This is a genomic window from Nonomuraea cypriaca, from assembly GCF_015645445.1.
Taxonomy (GTDB): Bacteria; Actinomycetota; Actinomycetes; order Streptosporangiales; family Streptosporangiaceae; genus Nonomuraea; species Nonomuraea cypriaca.
Genome location: NZ_JADOGI010000054.1, coordinates 1 through 20,554, shown reverse-complemented (window position 1 = coordinate 20,554; position 20,554 = coordinate 1). Strand labels below are relative to the sequence as shown.

The following is a 20,554-nucleotide window of genomic DNA, read 5'->3' as shown; positions in this document are numbered from 1 at the left end:
CCCCTGAGAGACCGAGGGGAACTTATCGATATGCGACGCGTCCTAGCCGCCGCTCTGTTCGTGGCGGTCGCCGGCTGTTCCACGGTGCCCGCCGAGCCGGCCACGGAGTCCACGGCCGCCCCCGACAGCATCGCGTGGGGCCCGTGCACCGACATCAAGCGACCTGACGGCCAGCCGCCGGCCCGCCAGGACACCTCGGTGCGGTGCGGGCGGCTCTCGGTGCCGCTCGACTACGCGAAACCCGGTGGCGAGCGGCTGGACCTGGCGCTGATCAAGCTCGCGGCCAACGGCAGGCAGAAGCGCCTGGGCTCGGTGCTGTTCAACTTCGGCGGTCCTGGCGCCTCCGGCGTCGACACGCTCGACCAGGCCGCCAAGGCGCTCGCGCCACTGCGTGCCCGCTACGACCTGATCAGCTTTGACCCGCGCGGCGTCGAGCGCAGCTCCGGGGTGCGCTGCGGCAACGGCGCCGAGATGGACAGCTTCACCGCGCTGGACACGCTGCCGCCCAACGATGAGACCCACAAGCAGACCGAGGCGGCCAACAAGCGGTTCGCCGCGCTCTGCCAGCAGCACTCCGGCAAGGTCCTGCCGCACATCGGCACCGTGAACGCGGCCCGCGACATGGACCGCATCCGCGCCGCCGTGGGCGACGCCAAGCTCAACTACGTCGGCATGTCGTACGGCACCCAGCTCGGCGGCGTGTACGCCACCGAGTTCCCCAAGAACGTGGGCCGCATGGTGCTCGACGCGCCGCTCGACCCGACGGTGTCGTTCGAGCAGCGGACGCTGGCCCAGACCCGCGGGTTCCAGAAGGCGTACGAGAGCTTCATCAAGTCGTGCGTCAAGAGCCAGTGCCCGGTCGGCAAGGACCTGCCCACCGCCAACACCAACGTCGAGAACCTGATGAACGAGCTGTCCGCCGAGCCGATCAAGGTCAGAGGCCGGCAGCTCACCCAGGGCCTGGCCTCCACGGGGGTGGCCGCGGCGCTCTACTCCGAGCTGACCTGGCCGTTCCTGGAGCAGGCGCTCGGGGAGGCGATCAAGGGGCGGGGCGAGGCGCTGATGTACCTCGCCGACTCCTACACCGGGCGCACCGCGGACGGCCAGTACTCCACGCAGATGACCAGTTTCCCGGCCATCACCTGCGTCGACACCGCCGAACGGCCCAGCGAGGCGGTGCTGCGGCGTACCGAGGCGGCCGCCATGAAGATCTCGCCGCTGTTCGGCAGCGAGGGGTCGGGCGGGCTGTGCAGGTTCTGGCCGGTCAAGGGCAGCGACCAGGCGCGGCACGTGGACGCCACCGGTTCCGCGCCGATCCTGGTGGTGGGCGGCAAGGGCGACCCGGCGACGCCGTACGAGTGGGCGCCGAAGCTGACGGCCCAGCTCAAGACGGCCACTCTGGTGACGTACGAGGGCGAGGGGCATGGGGCGTACCTGTCGGGCAGCAAGTGCATCCGGGGGCTCGTGGACGGGTACATGATCGACGGGAAGATGCCCAGGAAGGGCTCCACCTGTCCGGCGGCCTAGTCTGGTGCGGGTGACGGAATACAACGCACGGATCCAGACGGAGACCGCCCGCCTCGCGGCCCTGGCGGAAGACCTGACCGTCCCGGTGCCGACCTGCCCTGGATGGACGATCGCCGAGCTCATCACCCATGTCGGCCGGCTCCACCGCTGGGCGGTACATGTCCTGCGCGGCCAGGTCCAGGAGCGGATCTGGCCGCGCCAGGTGCCCAGCGGGCTGGCCGAGGGTGAGAGCGGCGACGCCGCCTGGCTCACGGCCGGGGCCGCCGAACTGCTCGAGACGCTGCGCGTCACCGACCCGGAGCTGGCGGTGTGGACCTGGGGCCCGGACAAACGGGCGTCCTGGTGGTCGCGCCGGATGTTCTTCGAGCTGGTGGTCCACCGGGTCGTTGCCGAGCTCGCGCTCGGCATCGACCCGGTCATCCCGGCAGAGGTCGCGATCGACGGCGTCGAGGAGTATCTGCACAACCTGTCGTACGCCGCCTGGGTCACCCGGCCGCTGGCCGAGCTCGGCGTGGAGGGGGCCACGATCCACCTCCACGCGAACGACGGCCCCGGCGAGTGGACCATCACGCAGGGACCCGGCGGGAAGATCGAGTGGGCGGCGGGTCACGCCAAGGGCGACGTCGCGGCCCAGGGCTCCGCGGAGGACCTCCTGCTCATGTTGTACGGCCGCCGCTCGCCCGCGGCGCTCACCGTCCACGGCGACGGCGACCTGCTCGGCCGCTGGCTGACCACGACCGCGATCTGACCCCGGGGTCCGCCGCACGGGATCTCCGACCCAGGACGCACGGGATCTCCGACCCCGGACGCACGGGGTCTCCGGCCCAGGACGCGCGGGTTTCGGCCCCGGACGTACGGGGTCTCCGGCCCCGGACGCGCCGCCACTCGGCGATCGGCGGCGTGTCCAGGGCCGGGTCGGTGAACCGCTCACATGAAGCGGCCGTCCGCGTGGCCGGGGTCGGCGGGGAAGGTGCTTTCCCCGGCCCGCGAACGGGTCATCACCTGCGGTGGAAGACTCCGAAGACGTTGCCCGAGGTGTCGCGGAGGTAGGCGAAGTCGGTGCCCGCGCCGTCGTCGATCACCTTCCTGATCACCTTGCCGCCCAGCGACTCGCTCTGCGCGCAGGACGCCTCCACATCTGCCACCTGCACGTGGAAGATCGCATGGCCGGGGAACTCGCCCTTGGTGTTGAACAGCCCGCCCGCCGGCTGGTCGCCGCCCGGGTGGGTGATCAGGCGGTAGTCCAGCGGACCTTCGTCCCCGGCGAAGGTCCAGCCGAACAACCCGCCGTAGAACGTCTGAGCCCCATCGGGATCGTCGGTCGCGACCTCGAACCAGGTCACCGTGTTGTCCATCGTCATCTCCTTGTTTCTCGAACAAGACAACGATCTAACGTGATGGCGACACCCTTATGTCGGTGTTTTCGCTTGACTTTTCGAGTGACTAATCGAGCAAGGTGCCGTGGACGACCATCTCCGGCACGTCGGGGGCGAAGCCTTCGAGCGGCCGGTCGGGGCAGCGCTCGGGGGTGACGGTGGCGGCGGCGATGCGGTCGAGGCGGAAGACGCGCACGTCGTCGCGCAGCCGGCACCACGCGACGAGATACCAGAAGCCGCCGCGCCCGCCCAGGAACACGCCGGGCTCGACGTCGCGCGAGGTGAGCGCGCCCTTGGCGTCGGCGTAGTCGAGCCTGAGCACCCGGCGGCGCAGCAGCGCCTCCTCGATGGCCCGCGAGATGCCCTCCGCGCCGAGCGGCTGGATCTCGGCGCCGGCCTCGGGCGGCAGGCGCACCATCTGCACCCGGCGCGCCAGCTCCCTGGCCAGCTCGCCCTCGGGGCCCGGCATCGCGGCGACGACCTTGCGTAACGCGCTGCGCGCCTGACTGCCGAACGGCTGGTCGCCGGCCCGGCTGAGCGCCACCGCGATGGCCACGGCCTCGGCCGGGCTGAAGTTGAGCGGCGGCAGCGACATCTTCCTGTCGATCGCGTAACCGCCCTTGCGGCCGGGCTCTGCGTAGATCGGCACCCCTGACTCCTGCAGGGCGGCGATGTCGCGCTCGATGGTGCGCACGCTGACCTCGAACCGCTTGGCCAGGTCGCGGGCGGAGCGGCAACGGGGGGCTATGGCGCGCAGATCCTCTACGAGCGCGTAGAGCCGGTCTGTACGGTTCACAGCGGCGACGCTACGCCGCGCCACCGACATTCGCGGCCGGCCGGGCGCCCCGGCACCATCGTCCTCACCCTCCGGTCACACAGCTCTCACGCCTCGGCCACCACCGCCCACCCGCCTGAGGCCCGCCGGAAAAAGGCGCCGAAATCACACCACGAGTAAAGACGTGTCCGTGCGGGCGGGCTCGGCGGCGAGCGCGCGTAGCTGGTCGGCGAAGGCCAGGGCCTGCTCCGAGGTCAGGCGCGGCTCGGCGCCGACGTAGAACACCACGATGTCGCCCGCGGGGGAGCGTACGGCGTTGAAAGGAATCATGATGCGGACGATTCTGTCCGGCGGGACCGACAATTTCCGGGTGTCCACCACACCAGAACGGTATTCGGGGAACCCCCGGAACGCTCTGCCCCCGATGACTGCCAGGGGGCAGAAGCGTGGGCGTCGCACAGGGGAGGATCGCGCCTTGGGTCCGGATCTGAAGCTGGCTCTGGTGCTGGGTGAGCGGGCGTTGTACGTGAACGGGGATCTGCAGACCGCGCGGCGCTGGTACGACAGGGCCTACCGGCAGGCGGAGACATGCGGAGATCCGATCGCGCTCGCGATGGCCGCGCTCGGGCTCGGCGGAATCTGGTTGCACGAGCATCGGACGTGCGCGGAGTCGGAGCGGGTACGCGCCCGCCAGCGGCACGCGCTGTCCCTGCTCGACCCCCGCTCGCCACTGGCGCTGCGGCTGCGCGTACGGCTGTCCGGCGAGCAGGACTACCGGACGGGCGGGCACGACACGATCATGCCGCTCCTGGCGCAGGCCAGACGGTCCGGCGGCGACGCGACCGCGCTGGCGGAGGCGCTGAGCCTGGCGCACCAATGCCTGCTCGGCCCCGAGCACGCCGAGACGAGACTGGAGCTGGCCACCGCCCTGATCGGCCAGGCGGGCGTCACGGGCCGCAGGTCCGACCTGCTGATGGGGTTGCTGTGCCGGACGATCGACCTCTACCTGGCCGCCGACCCGCACACGGAGCGCTGCCTGGAGGAGCTGCACGGCCTGCTCACCGACCACGACCATCTCGCGGTGGGCTACGTGGCCGACTCCATCGACGTCATGCTCACCATCCGGGCGGGCCGCTTCGCGGAGGCGGAGAAGCGGGCGGGGGAGTGCCTCGCCCGCGGCGTCGCGGCCGGTGACCTGGACGCGCCCGCCGGGTACGGCGGCCAGCTCGGCGCCATCCGCTGGTTCCAGGGCCGCGTCGCCGAGCTGCTGCCCGTGCTGTCGGACATGGTCACCTCGCCCACGCTCAGCCCTGTCGACAACTCCTACCTGGCCGGTCTGGCGGTGGCCGCGGCCACGGCGGGTGACGTGCGGCTTGCGGCCGGCTCCCTGGCCAGGCTGCGCGGTCGTGACCTGTCCGAGCTGCCCAGGTCGAGCACCTGGCTGACGTCGATGTACTGCGTGGTGGAGGCCGCGCACCTGCTCCAGGACGCGGACACGGCGGCGCGGGCGTACGCGTTGCTGAGCCCGTTCGCGGGGCTGTCGGTGGTGGCCGGCCTCGGCGTGGCCTGCTTCGGCTCGGTGCACCACTCGCTGGGCATGGCCGCGCTCGCCATGGGAGACGTGGATCGGGCGGCCGGGCACCTGCGGGCCGCCGTACAGGGGAACCTGGCCCTGGGGCACTGGCCCGCGGTGGCGCTGTCCCGGTGCCGGCTCGGGCAGGCGCTGGCCCTGCGTGACGGGCCGCGGGACCGGGCGGCGCTCCGTGAGCAGGCGCTGGCCACGGAGGAGGCGCGGCAACTGGGCATGGTGCTGCCCGCCGTCGTGGGGCGGGCGGTCCCGGCGCACGGCGCGTGCCGGTTCGGCAGGCACGGGCGGCACTGGCAGGTCGAGCTGGGCGGGCGGCTGGCGCTGGTCGATCACAGCGTCGGCATGACGCACCTGGCGACGCTGGTCGCCAACCCGGGGCGGGAGATCCTGGCCGCCGACCTGGCCGGCGGGACGTGGACGCCGGACGGCGACGGCTCCTCGGACCAGCCGGTGCTCGACGACGTGGCCAGGGACGCCTACCGCGAGCGGCTGGGGCAGCTGGAGGCCGCGATCGACGAGCTGGAGTCGATGAACGACCTGGAGCGGGCGGCGGCGCTGCGGCTGGAGCGCGAGTGGCTGGTGGCCGAGCTGGGCGCCGCGACCGGCATCGGCGGGCGGGCGCGGCCGTTCGCCGGGAACGAGGAACGCGCCAGGATCGCCGTCGGCAAGGCCATCAGGCGGGCGCTGTCGCGCATCTCGGCGGTGGACCGGGTGATCGGGGACGAGCTGCGCGGCGCCGTGCAGATGGGCCTGCGCTGCTGCTACCGGCCGAGGCGGCCCGGCGGCTAGAGTTCCGGCTCGTGAAACAAGCGCTGCTGGACAGATATGACGGGACTCGCAGGTGGATCCCGGAGGCGATTCCGGACGGGCTGGCGTACGACCTCGACGGGCCGCTGCTGCGGATCACCGGCATGTTCCGCGGCTTCGTCGAGGGGCCGCCCGAGCTGGCGGCCGACGGGCTCGACGACCTGATCGCGCGCCAGTGCGCGTATTTCGCGGCGCGGGGCGAGGGGTTCGAGTGGAAGACCCGTGCCCACGACCGGCCCGCCGACCTGCCCGCGCGGCTGGAGCGCGCCGGGTTCGTGGCGGAGGAGCCGGAGACCGTGCTGGTCGGCGTGGCCGAGGAGCTGCTGGGGGACGCGCCGCTGCCTGGAGGCGTGACGATCCGCCAGGTCAGCGCGCGGGAAGACCTGCGGGCCATCGCCGAGATGGAGTCCGCCGTGTGGGGCGAGGACTGGAGCTGGCTGGCCGGCGATCTGGCCAGGCGCGTGCGTGACGGCGGCACCGACGTCCTGGTGGCCGAGGCAGGGGGCCTGGTCGTGTCGGCGGCGTGGCTCGTGCGCAAGCCCGGCACCGGCTTCGCCGGTCTCTGGGGCGGGTCGACGCTGCCCGAGTGGCGAGGGCGCGGCATCTACCGAGCCCTCGTGGCCCGCCGCGCCCGGCTCGCGGTGGCGTCGGGCGTCGAGTACCTCCAGGTGGACGCGTCCGAGGACAGCCGGCCCATCCTGCGGCGGCTCGGCTTGCACGAGATCACCAGGACCACGCCCTACGTCTGGGATGCCGCGCACGCCCGCTGACCCCCCGTGGGACGGTTGTCCGGGTCCGTCCGGGAGACTGGTCCCAGTCATGTGCGCAGACAGAAGGGTTGGGCTCTCATGGAACACCGCGTGTTGGGACGGACCGGACGCCAGGTCGGCGTGGTGGGGCTCGGCGCCTGGCAACTCGGCGCCGACTGGGGCCAGGTGACCGAGGACGAGGCGTTCGCCACCCTGCGGGCGGCGGTGGACGGGGGCGTGACCTTCATCGACACCGCCGACGTCTACGGCGACGGTCGCAGCGAGCAGATCGTCGGCCGGTTCGCCAAGGGCCGCCAGGAGCTGACCGTGGCGACCAAGATGGGCCGCCGGCTGGAGCAGATCCCCGCCAACTATGTGCTGGCCAACTTCCGCGCCTGGAACGAGCGCTCGCGCCAGAACCTCGGCGTGGACACCATCGACCTGGTCCAGCTGCACTGCCCGCCGACGCCGGTCTATTCGGCGGACGTGGTGTTCGACGCCCTGGACACGCTGGTGGCCGAGCAGAAGCTCGCCGCGTACGGAGTGAGCGTGGAGACGTGCGACGAGGCGCTGACGGCGATCGCCCGGCCCGGTGTGGCGAGCGTGCAGATCATCATGAACGCGTTCCGCCTCAAGCCGCTGGAGCGGGTCCTCCCGGCCGCCCGCGCCGCCGGGGTGGGCATCATCGCCCGCGTCCCCCTGGCCAGCGGCCTGCTGTCCGGCCGGTACGACGAGCACACGACGTTCGCGCCCGACGACCACCGCACCTTCAACCGGCACGGGGAGTCGTTCGACGTCGGGGAGACGTTCTCGGGCGTGGACTTCGCCACCGGCCTGGAGGCGGTCCGCCGTCTGGCCCCGCTGGTCCCGCCGGGCCTGACCATGGCCCAGTTCGCCCTGCGCTGGATCCTGGACCAGGACGGCGTGTCGGTGGTCATCCCCGGCGCCCGCAACCCGGCCCAGGCCACCGCGAACGCCGGCGCCGCCGCGGCGTCCCCGCTCGCCCCCGCCACCCTGGAAGCCGTCCACTCCGTCTACGACGACCTGATCCGTCCCCAGGTCCACGACCGCTGGTAGCCGGCGGGGACCGTACGCTGGGGGTCATGATTCGTCCAGCTACGCCCGCCGATGTTCCCGCCGTGGTCGGCATGATCCACGAGCTCGCCGCCTACGAGAAGGCCGCGCACGAGGTGCGTGTGACCGAGGAGGGGTTGCACGCGACGCTCTTCGGCGAGCGGCCGGCCGCCTTCGTGCACATCGCCGAGCACGACGGTGAGCCGGTCGGGTTCACCCTGTGGTTCCTCACCTTCTCCACGTGGCGTGGCGCGCACGGCATCTACTTGGAGGACCTGTACGTACGCCCCCAGCACCGGGGCGGCGGGCACGGGCTGGCGTTGATGGGTGAGCTGGGCCGGATCTGCGCCGAGCGCGGATACCAGCGCCTCGAATGGGCGGTCCTGGACTGGAACGAGCCGTCCATCGGCTTCTACGAGAAGCTCGGCGCCGTGCGCCAGGACGAGTGGCTGAAGTACCGGCTGACCGACGAGTCGCTCCGGCGGCTGGCCGAGCTCCGGGACTGAGCGGCGGGACTGAGCGGCCACGACAGGCATGACAGGCACGACAGGAAGGCCACGACAGGCCGCGAACGTCACGCAGGTCACGCACGGTGACGTGACCTGCGTGACATATTCGTCAAACCCCGGCGGGCGCCCTGGTGCGCGCGCCCTCCGCTCGTTCGAACATCTCCTGTTCGCCCAGCTCTCGATGCGTCTCCTCGATGCGCAGCGCCACACCGAGCGCGAAGAACGTGGGCGCCCACTGGCCGACGAAGATCCCCCAGCGATCGGCCCGATCGAGGCCGGCGGGCTCGACCTTCTTCGACATGAACCAGCTGGCGATGGACAGGCCGATCGACGCCATCCCCGCGGTGTACATGTGGCCCGACTTGATGCCCATCTCGTGGAGCTTCTTGATCATGTTCCCCCCTTGCTCTGAGTGCTGTTACCCGACAGAGGAACCGATAACCGATGATTGCGGGCATGTTTCCGCCGTGACACATGTGCGTGGTTTGTTACCACGGTGATTCGCACGTAACGAACGCACAGCCACGCAGGGTCAATGTGCGTAACGAGCCACTCCTAGCTTGGGAGATCCCGGACGCCGAGCGTAGGAGAGGTCGATGGCGCGCTGGATCGCCGAGTGGCACCCCGATGACCCAGCCTTCTGGGAGAGTTCAGGCAAGCGCGTCGCACGGCGCAACCTGATCTTCTCCATCGTTGCCGAACACCTCGGCTTCACCGTGTGGACGCTGTGGAGCATCGTGGCCACCAAGATGGGGTCCTACGAGTTCTCCACCGACCAGCTCTTCTGGCTGGTCGCACTGCCGAACCTGATCGGTTCGGTGCTGCGGGTGCCCTACACGTTCGGCCCTGCCAAGGTCGGCGGGCGCAACTTCACCGTGGTCAGCGCGCTGCTGCTGCTCATCCCCGCCGTGCTGCTGGGGGTGGCCGTGAACAACCCGGCCACGCCGTACTGGCTGTTCCTGGTGATCGCGGCGCTGGCCGGGTTCGGCGGCGGGAACTTCGCCTCCAGCATGGCCAACATCACCTACTTCTACCCCCGCACCAAGCAGGGCGTGGCGCTCGGGCTGAACGCCGCGGGCGGCAACATCGGCGTCAGCTCGGTCCAGCTGGTCATGCCGCTGGTGATCGGCTCACTGGGGCTGGCCGCCGCCGGGTGGTTCTGGATCCCGTTCGTGGTCGTGGCCGCCGCCTGCGCGTGGTTCTTCATGGACAACCTGACCAGCGCCAGGGCCAACCCGCGCGAACAGCTCGCGGTGGCCGGGCGGGCCCAGACGTGGATCATGTCGTTCCTGTACATCGGCACGTTCGGCTCGTTCATCGGCTACTCCACCGCCTTCCCGCTGCTCAGCCAGAACCTCTTCCCCGAGGCGCCGTACGCGGCGGTGGCGTTCGCCGGGCCCCTGATCGGATCGCTGATCAGGCCACTCGGTGGCTGGCTGGCCGACCGGCTCGGCGGCGCCCCGGTCACGCTGTGGAACTTCGCCGCGATGGGCGGCGGGGTGCTGCTGGTCTGGTGGGCCAGCACGTCGGGCAACTTCTGGCTGTTCTTCCTCGCCTTCCAGCTGCTGTTCCTCACCTCCGGCATCGGCAACGGCTCCACCTACCGCATGATCCCGGCCATCTTCCAGGCCAAGGCGGTGGCCGAGCGCGGCGAGGGCGAGGAGGCCCTGTTGTACGGCAAGCGCCAGGCGTCGGCGGCGATCGGCATCATCTCGGCGGTCGGGGCGCTCGGCGGATTCCTCATCAACCGGGCGTTCGGCATGGCGTTCGCCGCGGCCGGCACCCCCGCCCCCGCCTTCCTCGCCTTCGGGGTCTTCTACGTGTCCTGCTTCGCCCTCACGTGGTGGTGCTACACCCGCACGGTCGGCGTGAGGATTGTCGCGAGCCTCGCCCATGCCCGGGTCTGAGCCGGTGAACGCATCGGTGAAGACGCACTGCCCGTACTGCGCCCTGCAGTGCGGCATGGAGATCGGTCCCGAGCTGACGATCAGCGCCAGGACCGACATCCCCGCCAACGCCTCGGGCGCGTTGTGCCAGAAGGGCTGGACGGCCGCCGAGCTGCTCACGAACGGCGAGCGCCTGACCGCCCCGCTGCTGCACGGCGAGCCCGTGGCCTGGGAGGTCGCGCTCGACTACGTGGCCGACCGGCTGTCCGCCCTGCGCGCCGAACACGGTCCCGACGCCGTGGCCGTGTTCGGCGGCGGGGGGCTGACGAACGAGAAGGCGTACCAGCTCGGCAAGTTCGCCCGGGTCGCGCTCGGCACCAGCCAGATCGACTACAACGGCCGCTTCTGCATGTCGTCGGCCGCCGCCGCCGGCATCAGGGCGTTCGGCATGGACCGCGGGATGCCGTTCCCGATCACCGACCTGGCCGGCGCCGACGTCGTGCTCCTCGCCGGCGGGAACGTCGCCGAGACCATGCCGCCGTTCGTCCGCCACCTGACCGGCCCCCGGATGATCGTCATCGACCCGCGCCGCACCCAGACGGCGAAGCTGGCCTGGCTGCACCTGCAGCCCACGCCCGGCACGGACCTGGCGCTGGCGCTCGGACTGCTGCACCTCGCCGTCGCCGAGGAACTGGTCGACGAGGCGTACGTCGCCGCCAGGACCACCGGCTTCGACGAGGTACGCACCTCGCTCGCCACCTGGTGGCCCGAGCGGGTCGAACGGATCACCGGGGTGCCCGTCTACCGGATGCGGCAGGCGGTCAGGGCGCTGGCCGCGGCGGACAACGCGTACATCCTGACCGGGCGCGGCGCCGAGCAGCACGCCAAGGGGACCGACACCGTCTCCGCGTTCGTCAATCTCGCCCTGGCGCTCGGCCTGCCCGGCACCCGGGGCTCCGGCTACGGGTGCGTGACCGGGCAGGGCAACGGGCAGGGCGGCCGGGAGCACGGGCAGAAGGCCGACCAACTCCCCGGGTACCGCAAGATCGACGACCCGGCGGCCAGGGAGCACGTCGCGGGCGTGTGGGGGGTCCCGCCCGAGAGCCTGCCTGGGCCCGGGCGGTCGGCGTACGAGCTGCTCGACGCCCTCGGCACCCCCGGCGGGCCGCGCGCGCTGCTGCTGTTCGGGTCCAACCCGATCATCTCCGCGCCCGCGTCCGAGCACGTCGCCGAGCGCATCGGCGCCCTCGACCTGCTGGTGACCTGCGACTTCGTCATGTCGGAGACCGCGGCGCTGGCCGACGTGGTGTTCCCGGTGACGCAGTGGGCCGAGGAGAGCGGCACCATGACGAACCTCGAAGGCCGCGTCCTGCTCCGCGACCGCGCCGTCGCCCCGCCGGAAGGGGTCAGGAGCGACCTCGACGTGATCGCCGGGCTCGCCGAGCGGCTCGGCCACCACTTCGCGACCGAGCCCGCCGAGGTGTTCGACGAGCTGCGCCGCGCCAGCCGCGGCGGGCCCGCCGACTACTCCGGCATCACCTACGAGCGCATCGCCGCAGAGAAGGGCGTGTTCTGGCCCTGCCCCGAGCCCGGGCACCCCGGCACGCCGCGCCCGTTCCTCGACTCCTTCGCCACGCCGGACGGCCGCGCCAGGTTCGTGCCCGTCCAGCACCGGCCCCCGGCCGAGGAGACCGACGACGACTACCCCGTCCACCTGAGCACCGGCCGGGTGCTCGCCCACTACCAGAGCGGCGCGCAGACGCGCAGGATCGCGCCGCTCGTCCAGGCCGCGCCAGAACCGTACGTCGAGCTGCACCCGGACCTGGCCGAGCAGCTCGACATCGCCGCAGGAGACGTCGTCAGGGTCAGCAGCAGACGCGGCGAGGCCAAGGCCGTCGCCAGGATCAGCGACGCCATCAGGCGCGACACCGTATTCATGCCCTTCCACTGGGAGGGCGCCAACCGGCTCACCAACCCGGCACTCGACCCCACGTCGAAGATGCCGGAGTTCAAGGTCTGCGCGGTCAGGGTGGAGAGGGACGCATGAGACTCGTCGTCGTAGGCAACGGGATGGCCGGGTCGCGGCTGGTCAGCGAGGTACGCGCCCGGGACACGCACATCAAGATCACAATTTTCGGCGCGGAGTCGTGCGAGCCGTACAACCGGGTGCTGCTGTCCAACGTGCTCGCCGGCAGCTCCCGCCCCGAGCAGGTGCGGCTGCTCGACTCCTCCTGGTACGCCGCGCACCGCGTCGAGGCCGCCTTCGCCAGCCCGGTCGCCTACGTCGACAGGGAGGCCAGGCACGTCGTCACCGAGGACGGGCGGCGCGAGCCGTACGACCTGCTGGTCCTCGCGACCGGCAGCGACGCCGTCGTGCCGCCGATCCCGGGCGTGGAGCGGGCCATCCCGTTCCGCACGCTCGGCGACTGCGAGCGCATCATGGAGAGCGCCGGGCGGGCCGCCCGTGCCGTGGTCGTCGGCGGCGGCCTGCTCGGCATCGAGGCCGCCCGCGGCCTGGCCGGGCGCGGCCTGCCCGTCACGCTCCTGCACCTGGCCGGGCACCTCATGGAACGCCAGCTCGACGTCGAGGCAGGCGAGGTGCTCGGTGAGACGCTGGCCGGGCTCGGCGTGGAGATCCGCACCGGCGTCAGCGCCGAGGCCGTGACCGGGGACGGCGTCCTGCTGGCCGGCGGCGAGCTGGTCGAGGGCGACCTCGTCGTGCTCGCCTGCGGCGTCCGCCCGGTGACGGGGCTGGCCGCCGAGGCCGGGCTGGAGGTGCGCCGCGGCGTCGTCGTGGACGACGAACTCCGCACCGACGACCCGTCGATCTTCGCCATCGGCGAGTGCGCCGAGCACGACGGCACCGTGTACGGCCTGGTCGCCCCCGCCTGGGAGCAGGCCGCCGTGGCCGCGGACGTCATCACCGGCGGCAAGGCCCTCTACCGCGGCTCCAGGCTCGTCACCAGGCTCAAGGCCAGGAGCGTCGAGCTGGCCGCCATGGGCGAGACCCAGCTCACCGAGGAGCACGCGGAGGTCGTCCGCTTCAGCCACCGGGCCCGCGGCACCTACCGCAAGCTCGTCATCCGGGACGGCCGGCTGGTCGGCGCGATCCTGCTGGGCGAGAGCGACGCCGTCGGCACGCTCACCCAGCTCTTCGACCGTGGCGGGCCGCTGCCAGGCGACCGGGCGGGGCTGCTGTTCCCTGGCCTTTCGTCGGCGCCCATGGCCGACAGCCCCGTGCTGATGCCCGACGCGGCCAAGGTCTGCCACTGCAACAACGTGACCAAGGGCCAGATCAGGGCGTGCTGGGAGGCGGGGGCACGCGACGTCGCCGGAGTGGCGGCCGCGACCAGGGCCACGACGGGCTGCGGCACCTGCCGCGACGCCGTGGAGGGCATCGTCGGCTGGCTGTGCGAGCAGGAAGGGATCGCGGTTTGACCTCCTCCATACGGCCGAAGCCGAAGGATTCCAGCCCTCACGGGTCGGACCTTCCTGCTTCGCGGGCGGTCGCCGTTCCGGTCAAGGCGAGGGACGGATATCCGCCCAACGGTCTTACACAGCCTCCACAGGCTTCACATCCCGCCGGCCCGGCGGTAGGTCCGGCGGCTTGGTTCTTGCCGCCGGACAGCGGCCACGTTACCGGATCGCCTGCGGCGATGTGCCGTGTTCTCGTACGACGTCGGAAGACGAAGGTGTCCACGCTGAGGGAGGATCGATGAACAGGATCGTCGTCGTAGGGTACGGGCCGACGGCTCACCGGCTTGTCGAGACGCTCGCGGGCAAGGGGTTCGGGGGACGGATCACGGTGATCGGGGAGGAGCCTCGGCCCGCCTATGACCGGGTGGCGCTGACCTCCTACCTGTCTGGCACGACCGTGGAGGACCTCACGTACGCGGTGCCGCCCGGGGTCGTGACCAGGCTGAGCACCCGCGCCACCGGCATCGACAGGGACGCCATGAACGTGGTCACCGCGGACGGGGGCGTCGAGCCGTACGACGTGCTCGTGCTGGCCACCGGGTCGGCGCCGTTCGTGCCGCCGGTGCCCGGGGCCGAGCACGCCCACGTCTACCGGACCATTGACGACCTGGACGCCATCAGGGTGGCCGCCAAAGACGCCGTGGAGGGTGTCGTGGTCGGCGGCGGGCTGCTCGGCCTGGAGGCGGCCGACGCGCTGCGGGCGCTCGGGCTGAAGGCGCACATCGTCGAGATGAGCCCCTGGCTGATGCCGCGCCAGGTCGACGAGGGCGGCGGCTCGGTGCTGAGGTCGCACATCGAGGGGCTCGGGCTGAGCGTGCACGCCGGCGCGGGCGTCCAGGAGATCGTCACCGACGCCGGAGGGCAGGTCACCGGGCTGCGCAAGCCGGACGGGACACTCGTGGAGGCGCAGGTCGTGGTGTTCTCCGCGGGCATCAGGCCGCGCGACGAGCTGGCCAGGTCGGCCGGGCTCGAGGTGGGCCCGCGGGGCGGCATCGTGGTGGACCCCGCGATGCGCACCTCGGATCCGTCGATCTACGCCGTGGGCGAGTGCGCGCTGGCCGGCGGCATGATCTACGGGCTGGTCGGGCCGTGCAACTCGATGGCCGAGGTGGTGGCCGACCGGATCACGGGGGGCTCCTCGACGTTCGAGGGGGCCGACATGTCGGCGAAGCTCAAGCTGCTCGGGGTGGAGGTGGCGCAGTTCGGGGCGATGGAGGGGGCGCTCGACGTCACGTACATGGATCCGGTGGCAGGCGTCTACAAGAGGCTGTTCATCAGCGACGACGCGCGGACGCTGCTCGGCGGCATCTGCGTGGGCGACGCCTCGCCGTACACGTCGCTGCGGCCGTTCGTGGGCAAGGAGTTGCCCGCCGCGCCGTCGGACCTGCTGTTCAGCGGAGCGGGGGCGAGCCTGGACCTGCCTGACGAGGCGCAGGTGTGCTCGTGCAACAACGTGTGCGCGGGCGAGATCCGCACGGCCATCGCCGACAAGGGCGTCACCGACGTGCCGGGGATCAAGGGGTGCACCCGGGCGGGCACGACGTGCGGCAGTTGCGTGCCGATGCTCAAGCAACTGCTGGAGAAGTCGGGTGTGGAGGTCAGCAAGGCCCTGTGCGAGCACTTCACGTACTCGCGGGCAGAGCTGTTCGACATCGTACGGGTTCGCGAGATCAGCACGTTCTCCCAGCTCATCACCGAGCACGGGCAGGGCAGGGGCTGCGACATCTGCAAGCCGGCCGTGGCCTCCATCCTGGCCTCGCTGCACAACGGGCACGTGCTCGAAGGCGAGCGGGCCGCGCTGCAGGACACCAACGACGCCTTCCTGGCCAACATCCAGAAGAACGGCACCTACTCGGTCGTCCCGCGCATCCCGGGCGGCGAGATCACACCGGACAAGCTGATCGTGATCGGCGAGGTGGCCCGCGACTTCGGCCTCTACACGAAGATCACCGGAGGGCAGCGGATCGACCTGTTCGGGGCGCGGGTCGAGCAGCTTCCCGAGATCTGGCGGCGGCTGGTGGCGGCCGGGTTCGAGTCGGGCCACGCGTACGGGAAGGCGCTGCGTACCGTGAAGTCCTGCGTGGGCTCCACCTGGTGCCGCTACGGCGTGCAGGACTCGGTCGGCCTGGCCATCGAGCTGGAGCTGCGCTACCGCGGCCTGCGCTCGCCGCACAAGCTCAAGTCGGCCGTCTCCGGCTGCGCCCGCGAGTGCGCCGAGGCCAGGTCGAAGGACTTCGGGATCATCGCCACCGAGCAGGGCTGGAACCTCTACGTCGGCGGCAACGGCGGCTTCAAGCCCCGCCACGCCGACCTGCTGGCGACCGACCTGAGCGCGGACGAGCTGATCAGGACCATCGACAGGTTCCTCATGTTCTACATCCGCACGGCCGACCGGCTGCAGCGCACCGCCGCCTGGGTGGAGTCGCTCGACGGCGGGCTCGACTACCTCCGCGAGGTGATCATGCAAGACTCGCTCCGCATCTGTGCCGATCTGGACGCGCAGATGGACCACCACATCTCCACGTACGCCGACGAGTGGCGGGCCACCCTGGACGACGCGGAGAAGCTGAGCAGGTTCGTCAGCTTCGTGAACGCCCCTGGCATGCCCGACCCGTCGATCGTGTTCGCCAGCGAGCGCGGCCAGATCAAGCCGGTGATGGCCCGATGAGCTGGACGCGGATCTGCGACTTCGATTCCATGCTGCCGGAACGCGGCGTCTGCGCCCTGGTGGACGGGGTGCAGGTGGCCGTCTTCCGTACCCACGACGGCGGGGTGCACGCGCTGGGCAACCTCGACCCGTTCAGCGGGGCGTACGTGCTCTCCCGCGGCATCGTGGGGACCAGGAAGGATGAGCCGACCGTGGCCTCACCGCTGCACAAGCAGGTGTTCTCGCTGGTGTCCGGGATGTGCCTGGACGAGCGGCAGGTTTCGGTGCCCGTCTATCGCGTAAGGGTCGCGGACGGGAGCGTGGAGGTGAGCGTCGGCTAGCCGGGCCCTGCCTCGAGCGGCGGGTAGACGTGCGGGGTGTGGTGGGCCGCTGGAAGCACACAGCGGCGTCCGGCGTCGACGTTGTCGCAGCGTTCGGCATCCTCGCGCTGGGGGAGTGGTTCGGGGAGGGGTGTTCGCGGCACTGGACGGACGCTATCCCCGGCGTCCGGCGAGCCGGTCTCACGGCGGCAACGATCGGAGCTCTGAACGGTCTCTCCAAATCCGGTCATTATGCCGAGTAATACACGGATGAGGTAAAGGCGCTGTGCTAAGTGACTAAACCGCGCATTCGGGCACGAGTAACACGGGCATCAAGCGGCCATGAGCAAGATTTCTCAGCACAGGGCATTCCTGCTGGCCGCGATAGTCCCCGCCTTCCTGGTCGCGGGCTGCTCCGCGGGGAGTGACACCTCGCAAGCGATGAAGGGGGCCGCGAGCCCCACAGAGACCGGGATGACCCCCACCGAGACGGGCACCGACATGTCCCCGCCCGCCACGGGCGGGGCCGCCCAGCCGGAGCAGGCCGTCCAGAACTACTTCAACGCGGTCAAGTCCGGGAAGGTCGACCAGGTCGTCGGGTCGTTCTCCGACGACGCCGTCGTCGCACTGGACGGGGAGGCCACGGCCGAGGGCACCCAGGCGATCCGCAGCCTGTACCAGGAGGAGCTCCAGGGTGAGACCGGCCAGGCGGAGGCCACGCACACCGTCGAGGAGGCGCGCACGCTCGGCAAGCAGGACGCGATCGTCCGCTCGACCAGCAAGATGGGGGAGGAGAACCTCCGTGAGCTGTTCGTGCTCACGCGGAAGGGCAAGGACTGGAAGATCTCGCAGCTCATGGAGAACCAGGCGGGCTGAGGCGATCGGGCGGCGGAACACCCGGCTCCGTCGCCCGGCTCGTCAGGTCGTAGCGGGCTAGCCTGGGCGGCATGCAGGATTTGTCGAAGTTCCAGCATCCTCGCTTCGCGCGTGCGTACGAGCGGATGAGCGCGGAGTCCGAGCGCTGGGTGTCCGCGCACCGGCGGCGGCTGCTGGCCGGGCTGGCCGGGCGGGTGGTGGAGATCGGCGCCGGCAACGGCATGAACTTCGCCCACTACCCGCCCGAGGTGCGCGAGGTCGTCGCAGTCGAGCCCGAGGACCGGCTGCGGGCGCTGGCGGAGCGGGCCGCGGGTGGGGTGGCGGTGCCCGTACGCGTGGTGGCGGGGCATGGCGGGGCGGTGCCGGTCGAGGACGGCGGGTTCGACGCCGCGGTGGTGTCGATGGTGTTGTGCTCGGTGCCGGACCAGGCCAAGGCGCTGGCGGAGGTGCGCAGGGTGCTCAGGCCCGGCGGGGAGTTGCGGTTCTTCGAGCACGTACGGTCGGATCGGCCGGGCGTCGCGTTGCTGCAGGATCTCGTCTCCCCGTTGTGGCGGCGGGTGGCGGGCGGGTGCCGGCTCAACCGGGACACCGAGCGGGTCATCAGGGACAGCGGGCTGGTGATCGAGGAACGCCAACGGTTCGCGTTCAGGGCCACTCCGTCGTCACCGTCCTTGCCGCATATCTTGGGGCGGGCGCGAAACCCCGACACCTCCTAGCGCGGCACGCCGCATTTACCACGACGCCACGCCCGTTGCGGCTATCCCATTCTGGCCCGCGCTCGTTATGAGCCCTGATCCTCAACCGCATATCGAGGGGTTCTCACCGATGTGGTAATCCTTGTCGCCGCGAAACTCCGTGAGCCGGGCTAGTTCTGGGCGGTGTCGCCGGGGATGCGCGGAGTGATGCGGCGCTGGTCGACCAGCGCCAGGTAGACGGCGAAGGCGCCCTGGGCCCACATTTCCGCTTCTCGCGTGGTCAGCCTGAACTCCTCGCCCTCGTGCGAGACGACCAGGTATTCGCCCGGCGGCATCCGTCTCCATGCGACCAGGACGTTCTCGTAAACGAGCACGTCCAGCATCGCGGTCAGATAGTCGCGTCCGGCGGCGGACACGGCGGTAGCCTCCTTGCTCCTCGCCGAATTCTCGCCTTTTCTCCATTGTGCGCGCCTTATCGGGAAATGTCGCACTCCGTTCCGGGCTGGTGGCCGTCCTGCCGGAACCTGAGCCCCGTCTCCGGTGTACCTGAACCGAGGTGATTCGGAGATGGTGATTCGGGTGAAGAGGATGACAGCTCTGGCGGCCGTCGTGCTGGCCGCCGTCGTGGCACTGGTCGCGGGGAGCGTTCCGGCCGCGGCCTCCGGCGGGTGGGCGGTGACGTACCTGGATCCGCCGCCGTCCAGGTTCGAGAGCGGGAAGTCGTACGCGGTGGGGTTCTGGGTGCTCCAGCACGGCACCCACCCGTTCGAGGGCGAGCTCGGGGACGTCGGGCTGCGGCTCACGCGGGAGGACGGGGAGAGCGTGCTGTTCGACGGTACGGCCCTGCCCGAGGCCGGGCACTACGCCACGTCCGTGGTCGTGCCGGAGGGTGAGTGGAAGGTGGCGGGCGTCCAGGGCATTTTCGCGCCGTACCCCGTGGGGACGCTCACCGTCCCCGGCGTTCTGAAGATCAACCCGATCGAGCCCGACCTCCTGCACTACATCAGCGCGGACGCGGAGGACCACTGGGGCGCCGTGCATCCGCCGGGGTTCCCCGTGGGCGGGGAGGGCACGCTCGCGCCGGATTCGCCGGCGGATGAGGCGGTGGCCACCGCGCCTGCCCCCGTGGCGGCCACGGCGGGCGCTCCGGCGGCCCCGAATGCGGCGAGGGGTTCTGGGCAGGACAGTGGCGGGGTTCCGGCGTACACGCTGGCGATCGCCGCCGTGGGCGGCGCGCTGCTCGCGGCGACCGGGCTGAGCCTGGCGCGAAGGCGCCGGGTGGAGGAGGAGCAGGAGACGGACCCGGGAGCGGACACGATCGCCATACCCGGGTGAATCGGGGCAGATAAGGCGGTGAGCGCGTTGGGGGCCGTTCTGGGACTCGTGGTGTCGCTCGCCGCCGCGATCGCCGGGGTCTACGCGGCGTCCGTGTTCCTGGGGCCCAGGGGCGTCGTGGAGGCGGGGCCGTTCCTGTCGGGGGCGCGGCCCCAGGACCATGCGCTGTCCCGGTTCCACGTGAGCTGGTACGCCATGTCGCTGGTCTTCCTCGCCTTCGACATGGAGATGCGCTGCTCGCCGCCGCAGGCTCGGTCCTGCTCGGCCTGGCCGCCTGCGCCGTCCTCCTCCTCGGATAGCGTGCGGGTCAGCGCATCGTGACGATGAGTCTGCGGATCTTGCACAGGTCGCGTAGCCGGTGCTCGTACGTCGCCCCGGTGAACAGCAGGAACGCGCCCGCCAGCGCGATCGGCAACCAGCGCGGCCCCTGGCCCACCAGTTCGGCCAGGGCCGGCGCGAACTCGTGCGCCGCCGTCACCACCAGCACCGCCCCGCCGAGGATGAGTGGCGCCTGCAGCCGCGCCCAGGCCCCGGCCAGGGTGGCGGCGAACGCGGCCGCGCCCAGCAACAGCGGCCGGATGAGGCCGGGGTCGTTCCAGGCGGTGTACGCGCTCGGCAGGAACGTCACCGCCAGCGCCGCGCCGTACCCGACCCACGAGGAGATCTCCGAATCCCGTAGCCTGGCCCACCAGGCCACGGCCAGCCCCGCCACGGACAGCGCCACCGTGTACGCCTCGGGCGCCGCGACCTCCGAGATCGCCAGCCGGAGCCAGAGGGCGAGCTGCAGCAGCCCCAGCCCGATCCAGGCCGCCCGCCGCCGATCCGGCCGCAGGGCGACGGCGAGGGCGATCACGCCGGCCCCAGCCAGCGCCAGGCACAGCGACTCGGCGTCCTGACCGGCCATGACCACCCC

21 protein-coding genes are annotated in these 20,554 nt (G+C 71.4%); 15 read left to right on the top strand and 6 right to left on the bottom strand.

All coding sequences use genetic code 11. The features are described 5' to 3' along the window. Positions 1-30 precede the first annotated feature (30 nt). Together ITP53_RS19395 and ITP53_RS19390 are read left to right on the top strand one after the other, a co-directional pair. The gene (locus ITP53_RS19395) at positions 31-1,527 is read left to right on the top strand and encodes an alpha/beta hydrolase (protein WP_195896824.1); all 1,497 of its coding nucleotides are present in this window, start codon (positions 31-33) and stop codon (positions 1,525-1,527) included. A 10-nt stretch (positions 1,528-1,537) separates the two neighbouring features. Further along, entirely contained in the window at positions 1,538-2,275 is a 738-nt protein-coding gene (locus ITP53_RS19390; RefSeq protein WP_195896823.1) for a maleylpyruvate isomerase family mycothiol-dependent enzyme, read from the top strand. Between the two features lie 250 nt (positions 2,276-2,525). On the opposite strand, the gene ITP53_RS19385 is transcribed toward ITP53_RS19390, so the two are convergent. The 3 genes from ITP53_RS19385 to ITP53_RS19375 form a co-directional block, all read right to left on the bottom strand. Continuing rightward, positions 2,526-2,882: a VOC family protein gene (locus tag ITP53_RS19385; protein ID WP_207756139.1), complete on the bottom strand. Its 357-nt coding sequence runs from the start codon at positions 2,880-2,882 to the stop codon at positions 2,526-2,528. An 88-nt stretch (positions 2,883-2,970) separates the two neighbouring features. Next, entirely contained in the window at positions 2,971-3,699 is a 729-nt protein-coding gene (locus tag ITP53_RS19380; protein WP_195896821.1) for a helix-turn-helix transcriptional regulator, read from the bottom strand. A 144-nt stretch (positions 3,700-3,843) separates the two neighbouring features. Next, positions 3,844-4,008: a hypothetical protein gene (locus tag ITP53_RS19375; RefSeq protein ID WP_195896820.1), complete on the bottom strand. Its 165-nt coding sequence runs from the start codon at positions 4,006-4,008 to the stop codon at positions 3,844-3,846. A 145-nt stretch (positions 4,009-4,153) separates the two neighbouring features. Between ITP53_RS19375 and ITP53_RS19370 the strand changes: the two genes are divergently transcribed. The 4 genes from ITP53_RS19370 (at position 4,154) to ITP53_RS19355 (ending at position 8,402) form a co-directional block, all read left to right on the top strand. After that, positions 4,154-6,055, top strand: a complete 1,902-nt coding sequence (locus tag ITP53_RS19370) for a hypothetical protein (RefSeq protein WP_195896819.1) — start codon at positions 4,154-4,156, stop codon at positions 6,053-6,055. Between the two features lie 11 nt (positions 6,056-6,066). Then, on the top strand, positions 6,067-6,843 hold the full coding sequence (locus ITP53_RS19365; protein WP_195896818.1) for a GNAT family N-acetyltransferase: 777 nt from the start codon (positions 6,067-6,069) through the stop codon (positions 6,841-6,843). A gap of 78 nt (positions 6,844-6,921) precedes the next feature. After that, positions 6,922-7,899 carry an aldo/keto reductase gene (locus tag ITP53_RS19360; RefSeq protein WP_195896817.1) on the top strand — a complete coding sequence of 326 codons (978 nt, stop codon included), beginning with the start codon at positions 6,922-6,924 and terminating at the stop codon, positions 7,897-7,899. A 26-nt stretch (positions 7,900-7,925) separates the two neighbouring features. Beyond that, on the top strand, positions 7,926-8,402 hold the full coding sequence (locus ITP53_RS19355) for a GNAT family N-acetyltransferase (RefSeq protein WP_195896816.1): 477 nt from the start codon (positions 7,926-7,928) through the stop codon (positions 8,400-8,402). 112 nt (positions 8,403-8,514) lie between these two features. Here ITP53_RS19355 and ITP53_RS19350 read toward each other — a convergent pair whose 3' ends face one another. Next, complete coding sequence (locus tag ITP53_RS19350; protein WP_195896815.1) at positions 8,515-8,799, bottom strand: hypothetical protein; 285 nt, start codon at positions 8,797-8,799, stop codon at positions 8,515-8,517. 202 nt (positions 8,800-9,001) lie between these two features. Between ITP53_RS19350 and ITP53_RS19345 the strand changes: the two genes are divergently transcribed. From ITP53_RS19345 to ITP53_RS19315, 7 genes are all read left to right on the top strand, one after another. Further along, on the top strand, positions 9,002-10,312 hold the full coding sequence (locus tag ITP53_RS19345) for an MFS transporter (protein WP_195896814.1): 1,311 nt from the start codon (positions 9,002-9,004) through the stop codon (positions 10,310-10,312). After that, positions 10,299-12,338: a molybdopterin oxidoreductase family protein gene (locus ITP53_RS19340; RefSeq protein ID WP_195896813.1), complete on the top strand. Its 2,040-nt coding sequence runs from the start codon at positions 10,299-10,301 to the stop codon at positions 12,336-12,338. The genes ITP53_RS19345 and ITP53_RS19340 overlap by 14 nt, the downstream gene beginning before the upstream one ends. After that, positions 12,335-13,729 carry an FAD-dependent oxidoreductase gene (locus tag ITP53_RS19335; protein ID WP_195896812.1) on the top strand — a complete coding sequence of 465 codons (1,395 nt, stop codon included), beginning with the start codon at positions 12,335-12,337 and terminating at the stop codon, positions 13,727-13,729. Before ITP53_RS19340 ends, ITP53_RS19335 begins: the two co-directional genes overlap by 4 nt. 277 nt (positions 13,730-14,006) lie before the next feature. Next, positions 14,007-16,436, top strand: coding sequence for a nitrite reductase large subunit NirB (gene nirB / locus ITP53_RS19330; RefSeq protein ID WP_195896811.1), 2,430 nt, complete (start codon positions 14,007-14,009; stop codon positions 16,434-16,436). Further along, positions 16,433-16,756, top strand: a complete 324-nt coding sequence (nirD, locus tag ITP53_RS19325) for a nitrite reductase small subunit NirD (RefSeq protein WP_195896810.1) — start codon at positions 16,433-16,435, stop codon at positions 16,754-16,756. The genes nirB and nirD overlap by 4 nt, the downstream gene beginning before the upstream one ends. Before the next feature lie 321 nt (positions 16,757-17,077). Further along, on the top strand, positions 17,078-17,611 hold the full coding sequence (locus tag ITP53_RS19320; RefSeq protein WP_195896809.1) for a YybH family protein: 534 nt from the start codon (positions 17,078-17,080) through the stop codon (positions 17,609-17,611). Between the two features lie 71 nt (positions 17,612-17,682). Next, positions 17,683-18,327: a class I SAM-dependent methyltransferase gene (locus tag ITP53_RS19315; protein WP_195896808.1), complete on the top strand. Its 645-nt coding sequence runs from the start codon at positions 17,683-17,685 to the stop codon at positions 18,325-18,327. Between the two features lie 149 nt (positions 18,328-18,476). Here ITP53_RS19315 and ITP53_RS19310 read toward each other — a convergent pair whose 3' ends face one another. Then, a complete protein-coding gene (locus ITP53_RS19310) occupies positions 18,477-18,722 on the bottom strand; it encodes a hypothetical protein (RefSeq protein WP_195896807.1) in 246 nt (81 codons plus the stop codon). A 172-nt stretch (positions 18,723-18,894) separates the two neighbouring features. On the opposite strand from ITP53_RS19310, the gene ITP53_RS19305 reads away from it, so the two are divergent. Beyond that, positions 18,895-19,641, top strand: a complete 747-nt coding sequence (locus ITP53_RS19305) for a hypothetical protein (RefSeq protein ID WP_195896806.1) — start codon at positions 18,895-18,897, stop codon at positions 19,639-19,641. Between the two features lie 18 nt (positions 19,642-19,659). Next, complete coding sequence (gene ndhC, locus ITP53_RS19300; RefSeq protein ID WP_195896805.1) at positions 19,660-19,962, top strand: NADH-quinone oxidoreductase subunit A; 303 nt, start codon at positions 19,660-19,662, stop codon at positions 19,960-19,962. Here ndhC and ITP53_RS19295 read toward each other — a convergent pair. Then, on the bottom strand, positions 19,949-20,554 hold a 606-nt coding region (locus ITP53_RS19295; protein WP_407941263.1), incomplete at its 5' end, for an SCO7613 C-terminal domain-containing membrane protein. The genes ndhC and ITP53_RS19295 overlap by 14 nt on opposite strands.